The following is a 23,363-nucleotide window of genomic DNA, read 5'->3' as shown; positions in this document are numbered from 1 at the left end:
AGTGATGACTGCTGGTGATTTTATCCGTGTAGTGCATAATTCACAGACAGCAACCGCAAAGAGGTGAGTCGTGTTTCCTGTTTTACTATTTCTGTTTATTGTTGTTCCAATTATTGAAATTGCCTTATTTGTCCAGCTAGGGGGATTTCTGGGCTTATGGCCAACAATTGCACTGGTTCTGGTGACGGCGGTTGTCGGGGCATCGCTAGTAAGGAGCCAGGGGATTGCTACCCTGATGTCGGTGCAAAGCCGCCTGCAGCAAGGTGAGCTGCCGGCACAACAAATTGTGGAAGGGGTGATGCTGGCGGTTGCCGGGGTGCTGCTACTGACTCCTGGATTTATGACAGATGCACTGGGGATGTTGGTATTGCTGCCTGCTCCGCGAGCTATGTTGGCCAAGCAGCTGATGAGCCGAGTGAAGGTTCAGGGTATGGGTTCGGGCTTTAGTGCCGGCTTTGGCGGTGGTCAGGGTTTTAGCGGTCAAAGTCCGTTTGAGCACCATGACTCGAATTCGCCGGATAAGCGCTCTTCAAATGGCGATGTATTTGATGGTGAATTCGAACGTAAAGACGAGAATAAGGATAACAATGATCGTCGGTTACCTTGATAGGTTCTGCCACCGCTATGCAATAAAGTGAATTTAAAAGGCAGCCAACAGGCTGCCTTTTTGTTAATACTGTTCATATTTTGGGGCTAACAGAAAGGGCGCCAAATTAGCTCGAGCTGGCTAAATTGCTATACATGTTACGCCGCATTTTAACCGCATATAAGTATGCCCCGATCCCGCTAAGCATGTTGGCGACAGCAATGCCGATAAATAACCCCTCGGTACCATATATCCAGCTACCCAACCATGCAGAAGGCAGCAGGAAGGCAAATAATCGCAATAAGTTCCATACCAGTGCATGGATTGATTTGTGCATTGCGTTGAGCGCGCTGATCAGCAACATACACACCGCCTGCATACCGTAGCTAATCGGGACTACAATCAAGTAGTGCCAAAGCTGCTGCTGTACGGCACTATCTTGGCTAAATAGTGAAGATAGGGGCCAACTGAGCGGTATCATCATAATAAAGATTAACAGCTGGAACATAATGGCGAAGCGCATTGCAGTAAACATTGCCTTGAATGCGCGCTGGGGCTTGTTGGCACCGAAATTCTGGGCCATGAACGGCATCAGTGCCGATCCCAGGGACATCATTACAATCACCAACAGAGATTCTATACGCATAGCAGCACCATAGGCCGCCACTGATGCCGTTCCCTGAAAAGCGAGCAGCGACATCAGTATGGCACCGGACAAAGGGTTCAATGCATTCGACAGGGCGGCAGGAGTTCCGACTTGCATGATCTGGTGGCAGTCTCTACTGAATAGCCTAAGCTGCGGCATCGCCAACAGTTTTTCTCTCCTGATCAATATATAGAGGGAATAGATCAGGGCAAAAGCCCAGCTGATCCCACTGGCAATGGCCGCCCCTTTTACGCCCAGTTCGGGAAAAGGTGCGTAGCCAAAGATCAGTAAAGGATCGAGTACACCATTGATCCCGCCGGCCAGCATCATGATTTTTGCCGGCGTCTTGGCATCCCCGGTGGCTCGGATGGCACTGTTGCCCGCCATCGGTATTACCAGTAATGGAATTGCCAGATACCAGATACCCATATACTGTTTGATGATTGGCAGCAGTTCCGGCGAAGCACCAATGAGGGAAAACAGGGGCTCGAGAGTCAGCAAGCCAATACCGGATGCCGTAACCATCAATACCAAAGCCAGCAACAGCCCGTGAGTGGCAAAGCGAGCGGCCGTGTGATTATCCCCGCTGCCGAGCAAGCGGCCAATTTTGGTTGATATCCCGACACTGACACCCATGGTGATGCAGTTGATGGCAAAAGTTACCGGAAAGGTAAAGCTGACAGCTGCCAGTGCCTCGGTGCCCAATAGCGAAATAAAGAAGGTATCGACCAGGTTAAACATCAAGATCGCAACCATTCCGAATACCATCGGAACGGTTAAGCGGCGCAGGACGGTAGGAATGGGCGCGGAGAGTAGCCCATGTTTGTCTGCTTTTCTTTCTGTTGACATAGTGGTCTCGGAATTGGGATGCCCGCCTACCCTAAAGCAAAGAGTGTGATCGGGCAAAAATCTCAGAGAATTTTTTTAAAAAAAATGGCCTCAGGGGCTTGGGATCTAGAAAAACGTCCCAACATGTTTAGGTATCAGAAAAAGTTAGCGTGAAACTACGCTAGCCTTATTAATCCTATGGATATTACCAAAATCAGGAGAGACGACCGATGAACATTCGTCCTTTACATGACCGAGTTATCGTTGAACGCCAAGAAGTTGAATCTAAGTCTGCCGGCGGCATCGTTCTAACTGGTTCTGCAGCTGAAAAATCTACTCGCGGTATAATACTGGCAGTAGGTAAAGGCCGCATTCTAGAAAACGGCACAGTACAGCCGCTGGACGTTAAAGTTGGTGATACTGTGATCTTTGCAGAAGGCTACGGCACTAAATCTGAAAAGATCGACGGTAAAGAAGTCCTGATCATGTCTGAAAATGACATCATGGCAATCGTTGAATAATCCGATCACTACGAATAAAGAATTAAGAAAGGAAGAAAGACATGGCTGCTAAAGACGTTAAATTTGGTAACGATGCACGAATTAAAATGCTGGAAGGTGTGAACGTTCTGGCTGACGCAGTAAAAGTTACACTGGGTCCTAAAGGTCGTAACGTAGTTCTAGATAAATCTTTCGGTGCACCAACAATTACTAAAGATGGTGTATCTGTCGCGCGTGAAATTGAGCTGGAAGACAAGTTCCAGAACATGGGCGCACAGATGGTTAAAGAAGTTGCTTCTCAAGCGAACGACGCGGCGGGTGACGGTACAACTACAGCGACTGTTTTGGCTCAGTCTATCATCACTGAAGGCCTAAAAGCCGTTGCTGCTGGCATGAATCCTATGGATCTGAAGCGCGGTATCGACAAAGCTGTTGTTGCTGCTGTTGAAGCACTTAAAGAGCTGTCTGTACCATGTGAAGACACTAAAGCGATTGCGCAGGTTGGTACTATCTCTGCGAATGCTGATGCGACAGTGGGTAACCTGATTGCTGAAGCAATGGAAAAAGTAGGCCGTGATGGCGTTATTACGGTTGAAGAAGGCCAGGCACTTCAAGACGAACTAGACGTTGTTGAAGGTATGCAGTTCGATCGTGGCTACCTGTCTCCTTATTTCATCAACAACCAAGAAGCGGGTTCTGTTGATCTGGAAAGCCCATTCATTCTACTTGTAGACAAGAAAGTATCGAACATCCGTGAACTACTTCCTGCTCTAGAAGGCGTAGCGAAAGCTTCTCGTCCACTGCTTATCATTGCAGAAGACGTTGAAGGTGAAGCGCTGGCGACACTTGTAGTGAACAACATGCGTGGCATCGTGAAAGTGGCTGCGGTTAAAGCTCCTGGTTTCGGTGATCGTCGTAAAGCAATGCTACAAGACATTGCTGTTCTTACTGCTGGTACGGTTATTTCTGAAGAAATTGGCTTAGAGCTAGAAAAAGTTCAGCTTGAAGACCTAGGCCAGGCGAAGCGCATTACTATCACCAAAGAAAATACCACGATTATTGATGGTGCTGGTGAAGAAACAATGATTCAAGGTCGTGTTGCTCAGATCCGTCAGCAAATTGAAGACGCAACATCTGACTACGACAAAGAAAAACTTCAGGAGCGTGTAGCGAAACTTGCTGGTGGTGTTGCCGTTATCAAAGTAGGTGCAGCAACTGAAGTTGAAATGAAAGAGAAGAAAGACCGTGTTGAAGATGCCCTACACGCAACGCGTGCAGCGGTAGAAGAAGGCGTGGTTGCTGGTGGTGGTGTTGCCCTAATCCGTGCTGCATCTAAAGTGGTTGGCCTTGAAGGCGACAATGAAGAGCAGAACGTGGGTATCCGTGTTGCACTACGCGCAATGGAATCACCAATTCGTCAAATCACCAAGAATGCCGGTGATGAAGAATCTGTTGTTGCTAACAACGTTCGTGCGGGCGAAGGTAACTACGGTTACAACGCGGCAACTGGCGAATACGGCGACATGATTGAAATGGGTATTCTAGACCCAACAAAAGTGACCCGTTCAGCCCTGCAGTTCGCTGCTTCTGTTGCTGGCCTGATGATCACCACTGAAGCAATGGTTACAGACCTGCCACAAGATTCTGCTCCAGCAATGCCTGATATGGGCGGCATGGGCGGTATGGGTGGTATGGGCGGCATGATGTAATTGCCGTAATAGTTTATCTCTTTGCGGTATTTGAACAATACTGCTTTGAGCTGAACCGTTACTACTTTCTACGATAGTAGATTGTTGAAAGCTGGAGCTCTGTCTCCAGCTTTTTTGTACCTGCCGTATATCGTAAAGAAGCGGCTTCTTTCCTGACCGAATGTTGTCGTTCCGACTATTTTATTTGACAGTTAAGGCTGCTTTTCTTTCCCCGAACAGTTCATCCGTAAATTTCCTTAAAAAGCTGTACGCTTATTATTATTGTTTAAAACAATAACTTACCATCACATTTGGAGCCTTCGCCTTATAGTGTTACTTTTGCTCTGCTTTTTGCTGAACAAAGCTCTGTTTGCTGATCATGTTCGACAGTACGAGAAGGGAAAAGCCATAAAAAGACTGTGCAGGGTTCTCCGGAGAAAAAGCCGGAAAAGCTGCACGGTTTTTTATTGTTTAAATTCAAAATCTTATATGTGGGTGTGAAGTTATTAGAACTAGGTGTTCTACTTGATCGCATAAAAGCTGTCTCAGGAAAGAAAAGCTGTACACAATCCAGAGTAATACAGCATTTTAATTATGATAAGCTTAGTGGGAAAAAAGCTCGAAAAGCTGATCGGAATTATATCCTTTAAAAACAAGCGCTTAAATTAGTGATGCGAGTTATTGTATTAAGTGTTTGTTTTGCTCGGCTTTAAGGTGTACTTCATTGAGAAAGGTGTACTAATTATTTCTCGGGTTGCGGCTGAGGCGGATTGCGCTTCATCAGTTTACGCTGACGTTGGTCAGGCCACATTGCATTGTTCTCCTGGTTTATTGAAACGGTAGCCGGCGACGCCCTTTCTTGGTGGCATGCTTTTCGATGTACTCGACAATCAGTCCGGCAATGTCCTTTCCTGTTGCGCTTTCGATGCCTTCCAGACCCGGTGAGGAGTTGACTTCCATAACCAGCGGTCCACGTTTTGAACGCAGCAGATCAACTCCGGCGACGCTGAGCCCCATAGCCTTGGCAGCAGCCACGGCTGTCTTGCGTTCTTCCGGACTGATTCTAATTAACGTTGCACTGCCACCGCGGTGCAGATTCGAGCGGAACTCGCCATCGGCAGCTTGGCGTTTCATTGCGGCAATTACTTTGTCACCAATGACAAAGCAACGTATATCGGCGCCACCGGCTTCTTCAATAAACTCCTGGACCATGATGTTGGCTTTCAGACCCATAAAGGCTTCTATAACACTCTCTGCTGCCTTTTGAGTTTCAGCCAGAACCACGCCAATGCCCTGGGTACCCTCGAGTAATTTAATGACCAGCGGTGCTCCGCCGACCATCTTAATCAGGTCGGGCACATCATCGGGCTTGCTGGCAAACCCGGTAATAGGCATGCCGACCCCTTTGCGACTTAATAGTTGCAGCGAGCGCAGTTTGTCGCGAGAACGGGAGATCGCAATGGATTGGTTGACCGAAAACACATCCATCATTTCAAATTGACGCAGTACCGAACAGCCATAAAAAGTGATGTCTGAACCAATACGGGGAATGATGGCATCAAAGCCCGTTAAATTATTACCCTCGAAATGAATCGAAGGCTGCACCGAGTTGATATTCATATAGCAACGCAGGGCATTGATAATTACCGCTTCGTGGCCTCGTTCTTCACAGGCTTGACGCAAACGGCGGGTGGAATATAGGTTTTCGTTCTGGGATAAAATGCCAATTTTCATTGCGTTACTCGTCATCAATAAAATACAAGGTGGGTTAGCAAGGGAAGTTTGGCTGCCTTCCTACCTTGCTAAATGGAGCGCGACTATGCGCCCGGAGCGGCTGAAAAGCGAGCGAAATGATGATGATATATTTTTATCGTAAGTAGAAAGGAATTCGTTTGTTTGAGGGAATTTGAAAGAGTTTTTATGATATGGCTGCTCAAAAAGTGGAGGCCTTGTTTGTTTGGAAAAAAACTCAAAAAGCTGTACAGATTTAAATCTATTGAAATCAATGATTTAGAATGATTACTTTCATTTTATCTATGGTTGGTTGAATGGTGCATCTATTTGCTGTTTATAGCTGCGAAAGCTGTACCTGTGATGGTTGTTGTTATTTTGGAGAGAGTAGTAAGAAAAAAGGCCAACATGATGCTGGCCTTGAAGCATTAAGTGTTATGAATTAGCGGTAGATACGTGGGTTGGTTGCACCCCATACGGTGTAGTGTTCTGGCAGAATTCGACCGCTTTTTTCTTCGGTCTCTTCGCCGGTGATTTTTTCAACGCCCTGGCGGCCAAAAATGACGACTTCGTCGTTGGCTTGTACGTCGACGATATCAGTGACATCAACCATGGTGGTATTCATTGATGCCATTCCCATGACTTTCGCGCGCTGGCCGTTGATCAGTACGTCAGCCTTGTTACTCAGAGAGCGGGCAAAGCCATCAGAATAACCGATAGGCAAGTTAGCCAGAACAGAGTCGCGATCCAGAACTTTTGTGCTGCCGTAGCCGATGGTGCTGCCTGCCGGGAAATGGTGCAGCGACGCGACGCGAGTTTTGAAAGATACGATACGCTGGTACGGGGCCGTTGCCGGGTAATCACCGTAAAGCATGCCGCCCGGGCGAACCATATCCAGATGAGCTTCTGGCAGGTTTAGCGTAATGTACGAGTTGGCAACGTGCAGGGTGATGTCCTCACGTTTAAGGTCGGCGCTGTCCATCAGCCATTTTGTTTCTACCTTGAAGCGTTTTACCTTGCGCTTGATTTCGTCAAGACCCTCGTTCGGGAAGTGGGTCATCATACCGACGATTTCTAGATTGGGATCGCCAGCGATCTCGACACCTTCTACCTGGCCTTCATAAGTTGTCAGATCCAGGCCGTTACGACCCATGCCTGAAGTATTCAGTGCGAGGTGAACAGGAATGGTTGTACTGTGTGCTTGGGCGATGTCGATGATTTGATCGGCCTGTGCCTTGGTACCGATTAATTCTTCCATCTGGTATTCCAGACCGCCCTCAATTTCGTTCTTGCTTGCAGCGCGAACCCGCATGATTTTGCCAGTGTAGCCATGCTTGCGCACGACACGGGCTTCTTCGTTGCTGGTGATCCCCACACAAGGTACCTGGTTGGCGATGATGCTTGGCATCAGGCCTGCAATACCATTACCGTAAGCATCTGCTTTCATGATGGCACAAATTTTTGTATCGGCTTCGAGTTGGTTCTGGAGTAACTGAATATTGCCAGAAAAAGCCTGGGTATCAATTTCCAGCCAGGCATTGCTTGACTGAACGCGCTCTTCGCGTTCGCTGTTGTCGAAATCGACCAGCAGAGGGGCAGCATTGGCGGTAGTTTGACCCATAAGGGCTAGAGCAATTAGGCTAAGTTTCAGTTTCAAAATGTATTTCCTGTTATTAATAGTAAAAAGGGCAGTTAAGCTACAGTGTAAAAAGCTGTACGACGTCGCGTAGCGAAGTCGCGCGGCGTTTCAGCTCTTCCACCCCTTGTTGTGCATCCTGTGTGGAGAGGCGGTTTTCGTTGGCGCTGCTACTAAGAGCAGCAACATTGGAGGACAAGTGCTCGGCGGCAAACGCCTGCTCTTTGACCGATTCGGCAATTTCTTCCATACCTTCCGTCACCGAGGTGATTTCAGTACGGAAGCCATTGAGGGATATGTTGGCCTGATCAGCGTGCTGTACACAGCTATCAACCTGACCAACAGCAAGCTGCATGGTGTCGGTAGTCCCGCTGGTATCGCTTTGAATGGTGGTGATCATTGATCCAATTTCGATAGTCGCCTTGGCAGTTCGCTCTGACAGTTGGCGCACTTCGTCGGCAACCACTGCGAAACCACGTCCCTGCTCACCTGCGCGGGCTGCCTCGATAGCGGCATTCAGTGCCAATAGATTGGTCTGGTCGGCAATATCTTTGATCACCTCGACAATGGAGTTGATGTCATTGGCACGGCTGTCTAACTGGTGGAGTTTTTCGGCAACCGTATTCGTCTCTTGCTGGACATTCTGCATCCCGGTGACGGCATGGGTGATAGCCCCGACGGTGCTTTGGGTATGCTGTTCAAAATGCGTCATTTTTTGGTTGGCGACGTTAACGACTTCTGAAATGCTTTGTGAACTGGTCGCCAGCTCTTCGATAGCTGCTGCACTGTTGCCAACATTTTCTGCCTGTTCGACCGAGCGTTCGGTGACAGCCTGAACGAGTTGGTCAAGCTGGCTGGTAATTGCCGCAACGCTTTCGGTGCTTTGACTAACTTCTGTCAGGCGCTGACGCAATGCTGCCATAAAGGTATTGAAGGCGTGCGACATTGCCCCTATTTCATCCTTGCTGCTTACCGGTACTTGCTGCGTCAGATCCCAGTCACCATTGGCAATGTTGAGCAGTACACCATTGAGCGTATTGATTGGGGCAACAAGATGATTGGCGACCAGGCGGGCTACTATCAGGGCGATTGCCATTACGATCAGTGCGGTGATACAGACTTGTTTGAGCTCGCCTTCTATCATTGCATCAACTTCGCTCAGCGATACATCGACCCCTATTACATAGGTTTCGCCCCCGAGAGTACGAAACGGAACAAAAATCGAGCGATATCTGCCGTATTCGCCTTGGTACTCTTCAAATTGGACTTGTTGGGTGGTAAATGCCTTGCGCAACATTTTTGGTACGATTTTGTATTCTTCCAGGTACCAATTTTGGTAGCGACCAGAGCGCGCTTCATCGTCTGTCTGGTTAATGTAGGTGTAGTACACCCGTCCGTTTCTCATGACGGTTGAATAGGCCCAATCCAAATCTGAGGCTTGGGTGAAGCTGGTCAAGTCTTGGGAAATTTCGTCGTAGTCGTTGTTGGCTTTGTCGAGTTGAGCGTGTCGCTCATCACCGATAATTTTTTTGGTGGCATGGGCCGCCGTAGTCAGTTCTGTGTTCAGGCTGCTAATGGTTCGGCTTTGCAAAGCTTGGTAGGAAAAGGTGGACAACACCAAGATGATGATGAGTGAGAGGGCTGCAAAGCATGCCGAGAGTTTAGTTTTAAGATTCATTTTATTATTTGCTTCTTGATGATGTGATATTAGTTCCATAATTGTGTTGCGTGGATAATATGCGACATATCAATTAAGACACTTAAGCGAAAGAACACCGTTCGCTGTTTTTTTCCGCGTTTTGGGGAAATAAGGTGTATCAGAGGGGATTATTCAAGGTGGGTTTGCGTTACTTGTGACGCAAACCCAATTCATTTGACTGGAAGGTCAGGGGATTATTCGAGGTGAAGATCAAGTGGGGTCTTGCTGGTCCTGCCCCCGATTTCACGTGTCAGGCGAGGCACCAGATAACCGGATACATTTTCCAGTAGCCCGGCGATTAGCTTGCGGGCCTGCTCGTCATCAACCATGAAATGTGCTGCCCCCTGTACTTTATCCAGAACATGGAGATAGTAAGGTAAAATACCTGCGTCAAATAAAGCCTCGCTCAGTTGCGAAAGGGCTCCGACTGAATCGTTAACGCCTTTCAGCAATACGCCTTGGTTAAGCAGCATGATTTCGGCATGTTTTAGCTTGATCATTGCCAGGCGAAACTCGTCGTTAATTTCGTTGGCGTGATTAATGTGTGTGACCAGAACTGTTTGCAGCCGGGTTTGTTTTAGCAACTCGCACAGGCGATCGGTAATACGTGCCGGGAGTACGACTGGCAGGCGGGAGTGAATTCTGAGACGCTTGATATGCGGTATTTGACCTATCCCCTCAAGCAACCACTGTAATTCATGATCTTTGGCCATTAGGGGGTCCCCCCCGGAGAGAATAACCTCATTGACCTCTGGTTGGGTGGCGATATAGTCGAGTGCTGCCTGCCAATGGCGCTTGCCGCCTTTGTTGTCCTCGTAAGGGAAATGACGGCGGAAGCAGTAACGGCAGTTCACCGCACAGCCCCCTTTTACGATCATTAAAACCCGGTTTTTGTACTTGTGTAACAAGCCGGGAATCGCATTGTCCTGCTCTTCCAGCGGATCGAGGGAATAACCACTATGTACCTCGAACTCTTCCTTGAGCGGGAGAACTTGCCGCAGCAGTGGATCGTAGGGGTTACCCACCTCCATTCTTTCGACGAAGCTCATAGGAACACGCAGCGCAAATAGTTTCCGGGCAGCAAGCCCTTGTTCCCAGTGTGTGGGATCAATTTTTAGGATTTTTAGGAGCTGAAAGGGATCTGAAATCGCATTAGCTAGATCATTGAGCCAGTTTTGCTCAACAGTTGATGCGTTTCGGGTTATTATATGCGGCATTAAATACAACTCGAAGATGTTAAGAGGATAGAAATGGCGTCTTTCAGCACCAATGAATTCCGCGGCGGAATGAAAATTATGCTAGATAATGAACCTTGTGTCATTATCGAAAACGAATTTGTTAAGCCGGGTAAAGGCCAGGCATTCAACCGCGTTAAGATCCGTAAGCTACTTTCAGGCAAGGTGCTTGAAAAGACTTTCAAGTCTGGTGAGTCAGTTGAAGCTGCAGACGTAATCGACATCGATCTTGATTACCTATACAACGACGGCGAATTCTACCACTTTATGAACAACGAAACATTCGAGCAGCTTGCTGCAGATGTTAAAGTTGTTGGTGATAATGCCAAGTGGCTGGTAGAAAACAATACTTGTACGCTGACGCTTTGGAACGGTAACCCAATCACTGTGACTCCGCCTAACTTTGTTGAGCTGGAAGTGGTTGAAACTGATCCTGGTCTTAAAGGTGATACACAAGGTACTGGCGGTAAGCCTGCGACACTGACAACGGGTGCCGTTGTACGTGTTCCACTGTTCATCCAAATCGGTGAAGTAGTGAAAGTTGATACACGCTCTGCTGAATATGTGGGCCGTGTGAAGTAATCATCGATTACTGCTGAAAGAGGTCGCTTCGGCGGCCTTTTTTGTTGCCTGCATTTGGCCCCATGGCTGAGCCTATAAAAAAAGCACCGCTCAGCGGTGCTTTTTTATAATGGCAATTTGTTATTAAAATATCTTGATGATTAGATCATGAAGACAAAGATAACCGCCAGTGCAGACACTAGGAAGGCAGATGCGTAACACGCGATTTTACCTGCCACACCCGTGTGGAATTTCAGGTCGTGCATACCGTGGTGTAGACGGTGCATTGCATGCCACATTGGAAGTGCCAGTGTCGCAATTGTAAATAGCGCACCGATGATGCTGGTTACGAAGCCTGTTACACGCTCGTAGCTCATCGCTTCGGCATCAATGATGCCTAGTGGTACCATGATACCCAGTACAAGTACCGTTACTGGTGTCAGCATTGCGAACCAAGTACCACCAGCACCGAACAGACCCCACCATACCGGCTCGTCAGAACGTTTAGGATTTAGATTTACCACGTGGCTCTCCTTAAACTAGCACTAGAACGACTAGTGAGATAGCAGCAACGGCTGCCCACTGCGCCAGTACAACAATTTTCTTATCAAGCGCTTTGCCTTTGATTTTAATCGGCATTACTTGAGGCATCATGCTGAAGAATGTTTGTGCGTGGAACAAGCTGCCGGCAAGCGCCAGAATGTTAAGCACAACAACGACTGGGTTAGACATAAAGCTTAACCAGGTTGCCCAAGCTTCAGGACCTTTTACTAGGCTACCCAGACCGAAAGTCAGGCACACGGTGAAAAAGATCAATGGCAAAATTGTTGCTTCACGAACCATGTAGAAGCGGTAGAAAGGATGATCTTTCCACCAGGTACGTGTCATTTCACGAACGTAAGGTTTACGGTTGCTCATCCTTATGCCTCCTGAGGCTTAATCATGGCAATAACAAAATCTTTAGAAGATTCGACTTTACCTTGGTTAACCGCTGCTGCTGGATCGACGCTCTTCGGACAAACTTCAGAACAGTAACCAACAAACGTACAGCCCCAAGCGCCGTTTTCGCCGTTGATCAGCTTCATACGCTCTGCTGCACCGTTGTCACGGCTGTCAAGGTTATAACGGTGAGCCAGAGTCAGAGCGGCAGGGCCGATGAACTCAGGGTTTAGGCCAAACTGAGGACAGGCTGCATAGCACAGGCCACAGTTGATACAGCTAGAGAACTGCTTGTATTTTGCCATTTGCTCAGGCGTCTGGTTGTTTGGTCCATCTTCAGGCTTACGATCGTTACCGATGATGTAAGGCTTGATAGCTTCCAGACGTTCGATGAACGGTGTCATGTCGACGATCAAATCTTTTTCGATGGCGAAGTTAGACAACGCTTCGATTTTCAGACCGTTCGGGTAGTCACGCAGGAAGGTCTTACAGGCCAGTTTTGGCACCTTGTTAACCATCATGCCGCAAGAACCACAGATCGCCATGCGGCAAGACCAACGGTAAGCCAGATCTTTGTCTAGGTTGTCTTTGATGTAACCCAGAGCATCGAGCACAGACATGGTTTCGTTAAACGGTACTTCGAACATCTCGAAGTAGGGTTCTGCATCTTTTTCTGGGTCATAACGCAGAATTTCAACTTTTTGGATACGGTTGCCTGACATTATGCCTGCTCCTCTTTTTTCGCTGCCGCTTCTGCCGCTTCTTTCGCTGCTGCCTCTTCTGCTGCCGCGCCGTATAGACGAGCTTTAGGCTGAGACTTGGTGATTGTCACGTCGCTGTATTCGATGCGAGGTGCTTGGTCACCGTTGTAGAATGCCAGCGAGTGCTTCAGGTAGTTCTCGTCATCACGTTCTGTGCAGTTGTCGTCCAGACGCTGGTGTGCACCACGTGACTCGCGACGAAGAATCGCAGAGTGAGCCATGGCTTCAGCCACTTCCAGGCCGTAACCCACTTCGATTGCGTAAAGCAGATCGGTGTTGAATACCTTGCCTTTGTCTTTGATGCTGATGTTTTTGTAACGCTCACGTAGCTCTGCAAGTTTATCGACAGTCGCCTGCATCAGATCTTCCTGGCGGTAAATACCACAGCCCGCTTCCATGGAGTGACCCATTTCAGTACGGATGTCAGCCCAGTTTTCGTCGCCTTCCTGAGATAGAAGCGTGTCGATGCGGTCTTGAACAGCCTTCACCTGCTTGGTGATAGACTCTTCGTTCCAACCTTTGAATTCTGCGGCACGTTTTGCTGCGCCTTCACCCGCCAGGCGGCCGAATACAACAAGCTCTGCCAGCGAGTTAGAACCCAGACGGTTGGCACCGTGTAGACCAACAGAAGAACACTCGCCGACTGCGAACAGGCCAGAGATGCGTGTCTCGTTGTTCTTGTCTGTTTCGATACCACCCATGGTGTAGTGCACGGTTGGACGAATTGGAATTGGCTCTTCCGCAGGGTCAACGTTCACGTATGCTTTCGCAAGCTCACAGATGAATGGTAGACGTTCGTGTAGGTATTCTTTACCTAGGTGGCGTAGATCAAGGTGGACTACATCACCCAGAGGGTGCTTGATAGTGTTACCTTTTTGCATCTCGTGCCAGAACGCTTGAGAAACTTTGTCACGTGGACCGAGTTCCATGTATTTGTTTTTAGGTTGGCCGATTGGCGTTTCAGGGCCCATACCGTAATCCTGAAGGTAACGGTAGCCATTCTTGTTCAGCATGATACCACCTTCACCACGACAACCTTCGGTCATCAGGATACCGGTACCAGGCAGGCCTGTTGGGTGATACTGGACGAATTCCATATCACGTAGCGGTACACCGTGGCGGAATGCCATCGCCATACCGTCACCTGTTACGATGCCGCCGTTCGTATTACAGTTGTAAACACGACCTGCACCACCTGTAGCAAGAACAACAGATTTAGCTTTAATACAAACCAGCTCGCCTTCAGACATGTGAATCGCGATAAGGCCTTGTACTTCACCTTCTTCTACCAGCAGATCAACTACAAAGTACTCGTCAAAGCGGTTAATTTGCGTGTATTTGATAGACGTCTGGAACAGTGTGTGCAGCATGTGGAAGCCGGTTTTATCTGCAGCGAACCAAGTACGCTCAACCTTCATACCACCGAAACGACGAACGTTAACGTCACCGTTTTCTTTACGGCTCCACGGACAACCCCATTGCTCAAGCTGGGTCATCTCGCGAGTCGCGTTTTCTACGAAATATTCAACAACGTCCTGTTCACATAGCCAATCCCCACCGCCAACGGTGTCGTTGAAGTGGTTATCTAAGCTATCCTCATCCTTGATGACGGCAGCGGAGCCACCCTCTGCAGCTACGGTATGAGAGCGCATTGGGTAAACTTTGGAAATTAGTGCAATTTCTAAGTCTGGGTTTGCTTCTGCAGCAGCAATGGCAGCACGTAGGCCTGCACCACCTGCGCCGATTACAGCGATATCTGTGGTAATAGTCTTCACAGCTATCCTCCGAAGGTAAGACGATAAAATTTAAAAAAGTACGCATAGGCGTACTTTCCCTTGAAATCCTAGCTTCATTTTATGAAACAATATCGATGGAAAATTTGATTTAGACGCAGCTTTTTTACTGAAATAGCCCAAAAGTATAGGGCGATTACAGAAAGTGTGATTATTGTCACAAGTTGTAATGTTTTGCGGTTGTTAATTAACCGTTTTATTTTGTGTTAATTGTTTCTGGCTCATTAATGATGTGTTTTGTGGTTGGTGTTTAAATCCTTTATTCAAAAGAGAAACTAAACCGATAGTGGTAGTTGTGTGTGACAGAATGTTGCTCTTGTGTCGACTTGGTTGTGCTTTTGTTGTGTATTGGTTTTTGTTGGGTGATAATTTTGGTGGCGAGAGCTTGCTGGGATGATGCCCCTCTGTTCATAATTCTTAATAACTATGATAGATGCCTGGCTGGTATGAGTGAGATGCCAGTAGCTGCTGCTTATTGAGGAGTTTGATAAACTGGTTCCTCAATGATCACCCGTTAGATAAGAAGTGAGCTATGACCTTGCACTGGCAACCGACAGCCTCGATTGCGCAGCTGAAACAGCGCGCCACTACCATTGCTTCAATTCGTGATTTTTTTGCCTGTCGACAGGTGCTGGAAGTCGACACGCCGGCCATGAGTCAGGCGACAGTAACGGATATACATCTCCATACTTTCCAAACAGAGTTTGTAGGGCCGGGTTATGCCAAGGGGCAGAGCTTATACCTGATGACCAGCCCTGAATTTCACATGAAACGGCTATTATCAGCTGGTAGTGGCCCTATTTATCAGATCTGTAAGTCATTTAGGAATGAGGAGTCGGGCCGGTTCCATAATCCTGAGTTCACCATGCTGGAATGGTACCGTCCGGGTTTTGATCATCATGCCCTGATGGATGAAATGGATGAACTGTTGCAGTTGGTGCTGGGCTCCGGTCAGGCAACGCGTATGACTTATCAGCAGGTATTTGTTGATGCGCTGGGGGTTTGTCCGTTGGAAGGCAGTATAGCGGAGCTAAAAGGTGCGGCATCGACGTTGGGTCTGGCAGATATAGCTGAACCTGAAGATGATCGCGACACCTTGTTGCAGCTACTGTTCAGTGTCGGTGTCGAGCCGAATATAGGCCAGAAAGTCCCCGCTTTTGTCTATGATTTTCCGGCCTCTCAGGCAGCACTTGCACAAATCAACCCGGCAGATCCGCGGGTTGCAGAGCGTTTTGAGGTGTATTTTAAAGGGGTTGAGCTAGCTAATGGTTTTCATGAGCTTGCTGATGGCGATGAACAGCTGGCCCGTTTTGAAGAAGACAACCGCAAGCGCTTGATAATGGGGCTACAGCCTCAGCCGATTGATCTCCACTTGGTTGAATCTTTGCGTGCAGGATTTCCCGATTGTGCAGGGGTTGCCCTAGGTATTGATCGTTTGATCATGCTGGCGCAGGAATTGGATCATATTGATCAAGTTACAGCATTTCCGATCAATATTGCCTGATTTTCAACGCACTGTCTGACCAACTACTTATTCCGACTGATATAAGCATAAAAAGCGCGGCCAGTGCCGCGCTTTTCATGTCTGGCTATTAACCAAGTTCAGTACTGAGCAGAGGGGCGTCATTACTGTTGCTTGGCATTGCCGTCTCTTAGCCACTTGACACGGACTTTACTTCCTAGCCGATAAGGCAGGAAGCTGGGGGAACTGCAAGTATGTTATCGACAGGCGGCAAGTTAGGATTTCAAGGCGTCTTGTCGAAGCGGCCTAAACTATAAGCAACTTCAAACCCAAATGCAAATAGTTATCACTTGGTTTTGGTGGGTGTTATGAGGATACCTGTGTTCAAGCGTCTTTAACTTGGCATTACTATAGATAACATCATGGGGTGCGCTGCCAAGCTTTTGGGAAGCGATGGCTTAGCAGCGCAAAGGGGTTAGTTATACTCTAAAACGTGATACATCCTGGCGCATTGTTTCTGCTGAATCGTTCATCTCCCGGCTGCTCAGGGTTACCTCGGCGGTTTGCTTCGCTAGGTGATCGGAGACATCCTTGATAGCCTGCGTATTACGGCTGATATCTTCACTGACCGCACGTTGCTCTTCGGCCGCGCTGGCAATATGGGTGGCCATATCTGAGATCTCAGTAATAGTGTGGGTGATTTGATTTAGGCTTTCACTGGCAGCTTCCGCATAATCAACACTTTGGCCTGCCAGCTCGGTACTGGTTTGCATGCTGTCGACGGCCTGATGGGTATTTTTCTGAAGGCTGTCAATCATACTGCGGATCTCTTCGGTCGAGTCATGGGTACGCTGGCTCAGTACCCGGACCTCATCGGCCACAACAGCAAAGCCGCGCCCCTGTTCACCGGCACGCGCCGCCTCGATTGCCGCATTCAGTGCCAGCAGATTGGTCTGTTCGGCAATTCCCTGAATGGTCGACAGGATCTGGTTAATGCCCTGAGCATTGCTTTCCAGTTCATGGATAACAGTGGCGGCATCCTGAACCTGATTCGCCAGGGAAGTAATTGCATCACGGTTCTGACCGATAACTTGCTGACCTTGCTCACATGCCGAGGTTGAGGCTTGCGCGGCAGTTGCCGTCATCTCGGCGTGATTGGCTACTTCGCCTGATGTTGCTGACATTTCATGGATTGCGGTGGCTATCTGGTTGACGTCATTCTGCTGATCGGTAACACGCTCCGAGGCAAGGTTGCTGAGCTGGGCTGAACGTTCGGCATGCTGGATCAGATCCTGTGAATGGTTGACGACACCTTTGATCATGGCCTGTAACTGAGCCAGGAATTGGTTCATGTTATCGGCCAGTTCGCCAATTTCATCCATTCGCTCGATGGCAATACGTTGTGTCAGATCACCGCTGCCCTGTGCTAGCTGGCTCACGGATTGGTTCAGATTATTCAGTGGACGAAGCAGGCTGTTGATGATCATTGTGGCGATAACAGAGATAACCAAGTAAAGCATGACGGATGCCAAGAGGATAAACTTGATCTGCTCTCCGATTGAGGCAAAAGCCAGTGACTTGTCTTCGACGAGGGCTAGTGTCCAGTCCGTCCCGGCAATCGGGCTGGCATAGATTAGCTTTTCTTGATTGTCGCTATCGAGGGTGAAGCTCTGGATTGCCTGATCGCTCTGCAGTTGACGGAACAATGCCGATGTCAGCTCATTGTCTAGCTGGGTAATGGGCTGCTGGCTGAGTTTTTCATCGCGGTAGGCAACAATATTGTGGTTACCGTCGATCAGGAAGGCAAACCCGTTATGTTCCAGCTTTAGGTTCAACACCTGCTCAATGATGTGGCTGACGGTTAGATCAGCTGCGAGAACACCTTGGTGCTGGCCCTGAAAGGCTTTGGCAAAGCTGACGACGATGCTGCCATCAAAATCTTGATACGGCTCGGTTAACACTAGCTCGCCGGCGCTTATTGCATCCTGGTACCAAGGACGAGAGCGAGGATCGTAGTCAGCTGGCCAGTCTTCTGTTTTATCCCCATAGGCGATACTACCGTCACTGAAGCCGGCATATACCGAGAGGAATTGGCCGGAGCGCTTGGTCAGCAGCAGTTCGCGATCAACGTTATCCTGGTTGGCAATCAGGGGTTCATTTGCCAGCATCATGTCACTACGGGTATCGAGCCAGTCGGCAATATAGCGGCTGGTGGCCTGTCCGATGTCTCGCATCTGGTTGCTAACTTCCGTTGTGGTTTCTTGTTTTAGCTGAGTGATGGATATCCAGGCCTGTACGGCACTGACTGAAGCAATAATTACGGCTATTGCGACCTGTATTTTTAGCTTGATCGTATATTTCATTTTGGGCTCTCGCATATGGCCAAATTTATAGATTTAAGGGTATGACTCAGTGAGAAGAGTTGTTTTGATCGTATCTCTTGGTTGTTATATCGGCTGGTAAAGGATGATCATCAGCGACCTGTGGCATAAATAATGTGATTGCAGTAGCAAATAAATCCGAAAGGTAACAGGAGGGGAAGGGGCGAAGGCAGTCATGATTGCCTTCGCTGGTGTGACTTGTAAATGTATTAGGTCAGTATCATTGCGCCGATATAGACCACGACCAAACCGACCAGACCGATAATCAATCCGGTCTTGGCCATATCTTTGCTTTCAATCAATCCGGTCGAGTAGGCCAGTGAATTCGGTGGTGTCGAGACAGGCAAGATCATCCCCAGAGATGCCGAGAAGGCGACAACAACCAGTACTCCCTGCAGGCCACCTATTGCGGCCAGGCTTTCCATCGACGCGGCCACGGCTGCGGCAATCGGCATCAACAAGTTGGCCGTGGCAGTGTTGGACATGAAGTTAGCCATGAGCCAGCAGATAATCGACAGTGTTAGTACGACTGCAACAGGTGAGAGGGCGTCATAGTCGATGGCGTGGGCCAATGCAGCTGCCAGCCCGGTTTTATCCAGACCAAGGCCGATAGCGATACCACCGGCGACCAGCCATAGTACATCCCAGTTAATCAGCTTGAGCTCTTCCTTGCCCATGATCCCGGTGAGAGTAAAGACAGCGAGCGGAATAATGGAAACAACATAGGTGTTCATACCGTGCAACGAGGTCGTCATCCACATGATGATGGTGAGGGCAAAAGTAATGTAAACAACAATGGCCTGCCAGCTTTTTTGGAAACGACCTTCGAGTTTGAGTTCCATTTGCTGCTGCGTCGACGGGAACAGCTTTTGTAGCAGCCACCAGGCGAAAGTCAGTTGCAAGATGACAAACGGCAGACCCATCATCATCCAGCCAAGGAAACTGATACTGTGCTCTCCAGTGAGATACTGCAAGGCGATGGCGTTGGGCGGAGTACCGATAGGGGTGGCAATACCACCGGTGTTGGCGGCGATTGGGACACACAAAACCAGAGCCTTGATGCCGATATCTCCCTTAGGGACGGAAGCCACAATCGGTGCAAGCAATGCCAGCATCATCACCGTGGTCGCAGTATTTGACATGAACATCGAAAATACTGCAGTGATCAGCATCAGCCCGAGCATGATAAATTTGGGCTGAGTACCGAAGGGCTTGAGTAGTACCCGGGCTAGGTTATTATCCAGTTCGTACTTGGAAGCGGCGATAGCCAGGGCAAAACCGCCCATAAACAGGATAATTATTGGTGATGAAAAGGCACTAAAGATGTCGGTGTATTTCATCATCTCGCCCATTTCGTGTCCACTAGGTGCTGAGCGGAACAGATGCAACCCCTTGTCGGAGATCATGATCAGTTCAAGGGCGATGATGAGAATGGAAGTGGCAAAAACCGGGACCGGTTCGAGGACCCAGAGAAGGGCGGCAAGAGCAAAAATGGCCAGCAGCCGGTGCTGGATGAGGGTCAGACCTTCTATCGGGATGGCATCGATAGGGAGCATCAAAATACCGAGTGGGATCCCGAAGGCAATCAGCAGCTTGATCAGCTGCGCAATGGATATCTTCTTCATAGTATGTTGGTTTGCTTATTTATAGTTATAGACTACAAATCAGCATACTATTTGAGCGCTTAAAATTTCCACGATATGGTCAATTTTTTACATTAAAAAAGGGGCTGTTAAGGCCCCTTTTATTCAAAAATGTTAAGTGGTTACGCTTCTTCTTTCTTCTGTTCCTGAGCGTTTAACTTCGCATAGGGTTCACCCATGCGCGTCGGTTGCTCTGGCTGCATGTCGTCAACAAAGTGGATCATGCCTTTCGGGAACAGGTTGATCACTGTTGAACCTAGTTTGAAGCGTCCCATCTCATCGCCTTTTTGCAATACGATAGCCTGATCGCCCGCTGCCGGATAATCCCAGCGGCGGACATCGGGCCCGGTCGGCGGCGTCACCGTACCTGCCCATACTGTTTCTATGCTGCCGACAATTGTTGCGCCAACTAGCACCTGGGCTACCGGACCGTGGTCGGTATCAAAGATGCACACCACGCGCTCGTTGCGGGCAAACAGATTCGGTACATTTTGTGCGGTCAGCGGGTTGACCGAGAACAGATCGCCAGGAATGTAAATCATCTGACGCAGGGTCCCGTCACATGGCATGTGGACACGGTGGTAGTCACGTGGTGACAGATACAGGGTGGCAAACTCGCCATCCTTGAATTCGTCAGCCAGGGTTTCGTCTCCGCCCAATAGTTCAACAGCATCAAAGTAATGACCTTTGGCCTGGAACAGGCGCCCTTCCGTTATTGGGCCTAGTTGGCTTACACACGCGTCGGCTGGGTGAGAGATGATATCGCCTTCGTCATTGACAGGACGAGCCCCTTCCTTCAGTTCGCGGACAAAGAAGTCGTTGAAGGTTGCGTAAGCAGCAGGATCTGGGTTGCGTGCTTCAGACATATCAACCTTGTATCGGCCGATGAACCAGCGAATGACAGCGGTGGTCAGCATGCCGGCTTTCAAAGAAGCCAGCTTACCCGCTAAACGGGTCAGAGCATGTTTTGGCGCGCAGTACTGCAGGCCGATTTTGAGATTATCTTGCACGGTATGTTTTCCAGAAAGTGTCAACCAATCAACAACTTGGTTACTATTATAACATCTTAAGAATAACTCGAACCAAGAATGATACCTAAAAGGCAGAGGAAAGTCAGTTAAATGCAGAGTGTTACTGAGGTGAGAAACACCCCCTGTTGCCAGGGGATGTTGTATTAATCGGGTTTATTGCGAGAAAACTGACGGTTGGCTATGTTCTCTGACATGCTGTCAATGATCTTGTGGTAGCTGTCGTAGCGCTCTCGGCTTATTTTGCCCTCTTCCATGGCTTCTCTAATGATACAACCAGGATCATTGCCGTGTTTACAATCGCGGAACTTACATCCGCCGAGGTATTCACGGAACTCGACAAAGGCTTCGGTTACTTGTTCTGGTTCTAAATGCCACAGGCCAAACTCTCGCACCCCTGGTGAGTCGATCAAATCACCGCCTCCCGGGAAATGGTACAGTCGGGCCGCGGTTGTTGTGTGGGTTCCTAGACCAGAGTTTTCAGAGACATCACCGATTTCGGCATCGACTTCAGGCATCAGTGAGTTCACCATGCTCGATTTGCCGACGCCTGACTGGCCTGCAAAGATATTGACATGATCTTTCAGGTCATCTTTAAGGTCTTCCATTCCTTCTCCGGTATCGGAGCTGACATAGCGAAGTTCATAGCCAATGTCCTGGTACAGAGACAGTGTCTTTTCTACCTGTGAGCGGCTTTCAGCATCAAGCAAATCGACTTTGTTGAGTACGATCAGTGGTTTAATTCCAACGGTCTCGGCAGCAATCAAATAGCGGTCAATGATGTTTAGGGAGAGCTCCGGCAATACCGCCGACACGATGATGATGCGGTTGACGTTGGCTGCGACAGCCTTCACGCCATCATAATAATCGGGACGAGTCAGCATCGATTCACGTTCGTGAACGGCTTCGACGACACCGGTAATCCCTTGCAGGGCTTCAACGCCAGGACGCCAGACTACACGATCGCCTGAAACTAGGCTCTGGATGCTACGCCGAAGATTACAGCGATGGATCGTCCCGGTTTCCGGATCTTCGATATCGGCATGTTGACCAAAGCGAGTGATTACTAGACCTTCACGCGCAGACTCCAGTAGGGTTTCATCCCACTGTACGTCATCTTTTTCACGACGAAGTCGTTTGTTTTGGTTCGAGCGTACGCGACGGCTCTGACCTTTGGTGAGCTTTTTCTTTTTTGCCACAAGAATATCGTTCAGTTGAGTTGGCTTACGGTAATATACCCTTTGGAGTGATTATCTGGCCCGGTTAGGATCCAGATAATGGCTCCGTTTGGTATTATCATACATGGTTTACTCATAAAATAGGCAATATCCGATGACGATCAGCGATCAGAACCTTATTTGGATTGATTTGGAAATGACTGGACTTGATCCAGAAACACACCAAATCATTGAAATCGCAACCATAGTGACAGATGCTCAGCTCAACATTTTAGCAGAAGGCCCTGTACTGGCTATTCATCAGCCTGAAGCTGAGTTAGCCAAAATGGACGAGTGGTGCACGACAACTCATACCAGCAGTGGGTTGGTTGAGAGGATCCGCGAAAGTAAGGTTAGCGAAGATGAGGCGGTTCGCCAGACGATTACTTTCTTGGAACAGTGGGTACCGAAAGGGGCCTCTCCGATCTGCGGTAACAGCATAGGACAGGATCGCCGTTTCTTATACAGGCATATGCCTGAGCTGGAACAGTATTTCCATTATCGCTACTTAGACGTCAGTACGCTAAAAGAGCTTACCCGTCGTTGGAAGCCGGAACTTCTTGATGGTTTCTCTAAGAAGGGGAGTCACTTGGCGCTAGATGACATCCGTGATTCGATTGCTGAATTGCGCTATTATCGTGAGCATATTTTTACTATTTGATGGTAAAATAGGCGCTTGGAGGGAAATCTGTGGATTTTTATTAAGATCTATTGCATCCGTAAATTTTCCTCGTATAATGCGCAGCCTCGAAAGGCAATTATCAATTGCTTACTTTCGACAATACGGACGCGGGGTGGAGCAGCTTGGTAGCTCGTCGGGCTCATAACCCGAAGGTCGTCGGTTCAAATCCGGCCCCCGCAACCAATTCTCCTTTGAGAATATGCGACACTAGCTCAGCTGGTAGAGCGCAACCTTGCCAAGGTTGAGGTCACGAGTTCGAACCTCGTGTGTCGCTCCAAATTGGTCTTATTGCTTCGGCAGTGAGACAATAGTTGTTACCGTACTTTAACGGTGAGATATAAATCGGA

At 48.6% G+C, this 23,363-nt stretch carries 19 protein-coding genes and 2 tRNA genes; 8 read left to right on the top strand and 13 right to left on the bottom strand.

The genetic code is table 11. The features are described 5' to 3' along the window. Positions 1-70 precede the first annotated feature (70 nt). The gene (locus EDI28_RS19830; RefSeq protein WP_128785627.1) at positions 71-607 is read left to right on the top strand and encodes an FxsA family protein; all 537 of its coding nucleotides are present in this window, start codon (positions 71-73) and stop codon (positions 605-607) included. 106 nt (positions 608-713) lie between these two features. On the opposite strand, the gene EDI28_RS19825 is transcribed toward EDI28_RS19830, so the two are convergent. Continuing rightward, positions 714-2,081 (bottom strand): MATE family efflux transporter, encoded by a 1,368-nt coding sequence (locus EDI28_RS19825; RefSeq protein WP_128785626.1) that lies wholly within the window; start codon positions 2,079-2,081, stop codon positions 714-716. A 209-nt stretch (positions 2,082-2,290) separates the two neighbouring features. Here EDI28_RS19825 and EDI28_RS19820 point away from each other — a divergent pair, with 209 nt between their 5' ends. Together EDI28_RS19820 and groL are read left to right on the top strand one after the other, a co-directional pair. Next, a complete protein-coding gene (locus EDI28_RS19820) occupies positions 2,291-2,581 on the top strand; it encodes a co-chaperone GroES (RefSeq protein WP_128785625.1) in 291 nt (96 codons plus the stop codon). 41 nt (positions 2,582-2,622) lie between these two features. Further along, on the top strand, positions 2,623-4,269 hold the full coding sequence (gene groL, locus EDI28_RS19815; RefSeq protein WP_128785624.1) for a chaperonin GroEL: 1,647 nt from the start codon (positions 2,623-2,625) through the stop codon (positions 4,267-4,269). A gap of 807 nt (positions 4,270-5,076) precedes the next feature. Here groL and rimK read toward each other — a convergent pair. From rimK to epmB, 4 genes are all read right to left on the bottom strand, one after another. After that, complete coding sequence (rimK, locus tag EDI28_RS19810; RefSeq protein WP_128785623.1) at positions 5,077-5,982, bottom strand: 30S ribosomal protein S6--L-glutamate ligase; 906 nt, start codon at positions 5,980-5,982, stop codon at positions 5,077-5,079. A 439-nt stretch (positions 5,983-6,421) separates the two neighbouring features. After that, on the bottom strand, positions 6,422-7,636 hold the full coding sequence (gene alr, locus EDI28_RS19805; RefSeq protein ID WP_128785622.1) for an alanine racemase: 1,215 nt from the start codon (positions 7,634-7,636) through the stop codon (positions 6,422-6,424). Positions 7,637-7,676: 40 nt separating this feature from the next. Continuing rightward, complete coding sequence (locus EDI28_RS19800) at positions 7,677-9,293, bottom strand: methyl-accepting chemotaxis protein (RefSeq protein ID WP_128785621.1); 1,617 nt, start codon at positions 9,291-9,293, stop codon at positions 7,677-7,679. 215 nt (positions 9,294-9,508) lie between these two features. After that, a complete protein-coding gene (gene epmB / locus EDI28_RS19795) occupies positions 9,509-10,531 on the bottom strand; it encodes an EF-P beta-lysylation protein EpmB (protein WP_128785620.1) in 1,023 nt (340 codons plus the stop codon). A gap of 33 nt (positions 10,532-10,564) precedes the next feature. Here epmB and efp point away from each other — a divergent pair, with 33 nt between their 5' ends. Then, on the top strand, positions 10,565-11,131 hold the full coding sequence (efp, locus tag EDI28_RS19790; RefSeq protein ID WP_128785619.1) for an elongation factor P: 567 nt from the start codon (positions 10,565-10,567) through the stop codon (positions 11,129-11,131). A 140-nt stretch (positions 11,132-11,271) separates the two neighbouring features. Here efp and frdD read toward each other — a convergent pair whose 3' ends face one another. From frdD to frdA, 4 genes are read right to left on the bottom strand one after another with little or no spacing between them, the layout of a single operon-like run. Continuing rightward, a complete protein-coding gene (gene frdD, locus EDI28_RS19785; protein ID WP_128785618.1) occupies positions 11,272-11,634 on the bottom strand; it encodes a fumarate reductase subunit FrdD in 363 nt (120 codons plus the stop codon). Positions 11,635-11,644: 10 nt separating this feature from the next. After that, on the bottom strand, positions 11,645-12,028 hold the full coding sequence (frdC, locus tag EDI28_RS19780) for a fumarate reductase subunit FrdC (RefSeq protein WP_128785617.1): 384 nt from the start codon (positions 12,026-12,028) through the stop codon (positions 11,645-11,647). A 2-nt stretch (positions 12,029-12,030) separates the two neighbouring features. Next, on the bottom strand, positions 12,031-12,771 hold the full coding sequence (locus EDI28_RS19775) for a succinate dehydrogenase/fumarate reductase iron-sulfur subunit (protein WP_128785616.1): 741 nt from the start codon (positions 12,769-12,771) through the stop codon (positions 12,031-12,033). Next, positions 12,771-14,585 carry a fumarate reductase (quinol) flavoprotein subunit gene (frdA, locus tag EDI28_RS19770; RefSeq protein ID WP_128785615.1) on the bottom strand — a complete coding sequence of 605 codons (1,815 nt, stop codon included), beginning with the start codon at positions 14,583-14,585 and terminating at the stop codon, positions 12,771-12,773. The genes EDI28_RS19775 and frdA overlap by 1 nt, the downstream gene beginning before the upstream one ends. Before the next feature lie 550 nt (positions 14,586-15,135). On the opposite strand from frdA, the gene epmA reads away from it, so the two are divergent. After that, entirely contained in the window at positions 15,136-16,107 is a 972-nt protein-coding gene (epmA, locus tag EDI28_RS19765; protein WP_128785614.1) for an elongation factor P--(R)-beta-lysine ligase, read from the top strand. A gap of 437 nt (positions 16,108-16,544) precedes the next feature. Here epmA and EDI28_RS19760 read toward each other — a convergent pair whose 3' ends face one another. From EDI28_RS19760 to rsgA, 4 genes are all read right to left on the bottom strand, one after another. Continuing rightward, positions 16,545-18,428: a methyl-accepting chemotaxis protein gene (locus EDI28_RS19760; RefSeq protein WP_128785613.1), complete on the bottom strand. Its 1,884-nt coding sequence runs from the start codon at positions 18,426-18,428 to the stop codon at positions 16,545-16,547. 227 nt (positions 18,429-18,655) lie between these two features. Continuing rightward, a complete protein-coding gene (locus tag EDI28_RS19755; RefSeq protein ID WP_128785612.1) occupies positions 18,656-20,071 on the bottom strand; it encodes an SLC13 family permease in 1,416 nt (471 codons plus the stop codon). Positions 20,072-20,211: 140 nt separating this feature from the next. Next, entirely contained in the window at positions 20,212-21,099 is an 888-nt protein-coding gene (gene asd / locus EDI28_RS19750; protein WP_128785611.1) for an archaetidylserine decarboxylase, read from the bottom strand. Between the two features lie 164 nt (positions 21,100-21,263). Then, entirely contained in the window at positions 21,264-22,316 is a 1,053-nt protein-coding gene (rsgA, locus tag EDI28_RS19745) for a small ribosomal subunit biogenesis GTPase RsgA (protein ID WP_128785610.1), read from the bottom strand. Positions 22,317-22,449: 133 nt separating this feature from the next. On the opposite strand from rsgA, the gene orn reads away from it, so the two are divergent. From orn to EDI28_RS19730, 3 genes are all read left to right on the top strand, one after another. Further along, entirely contained in the window at positions 22,450-22,995 is a 546-nt protein-coding gene (gene orn / locus EDI28_RS19740; RefSeq protein ID WP_128785609.1) for an oligoribonuclease, read from the top strand. 127 nt (positions 22,996-23,122) lie between these two features. After that, a tRNA-Met gene (locus tag EDI28_RS19735) sits at positions 23,123-23,199 on the top strand. A gap of 18 nt (positions 23,200-23,217) precedes the next feature. Continuing rightward, positions 23,218-23,293: transfer RNA gene (locus tag EDI28_RS19730), tRNA-Gly, on the top strand. Positions 23,294-23,363: the final 70 nt, after the last annotated feature.

The organism is Photobacterium chitinilyticum, assembly GCF_004104355.1.
GTDB classification, from domain to species: Bacteria; Pseudomonadota; Gammaproteobacteria; order Enterobacterales; family Vibrionaceae; genus Photobacterium; species Photobacterium chitinilyticum.
This window is presented reverse-complemented; position numbering and strand designations above follow the sequence as displayed.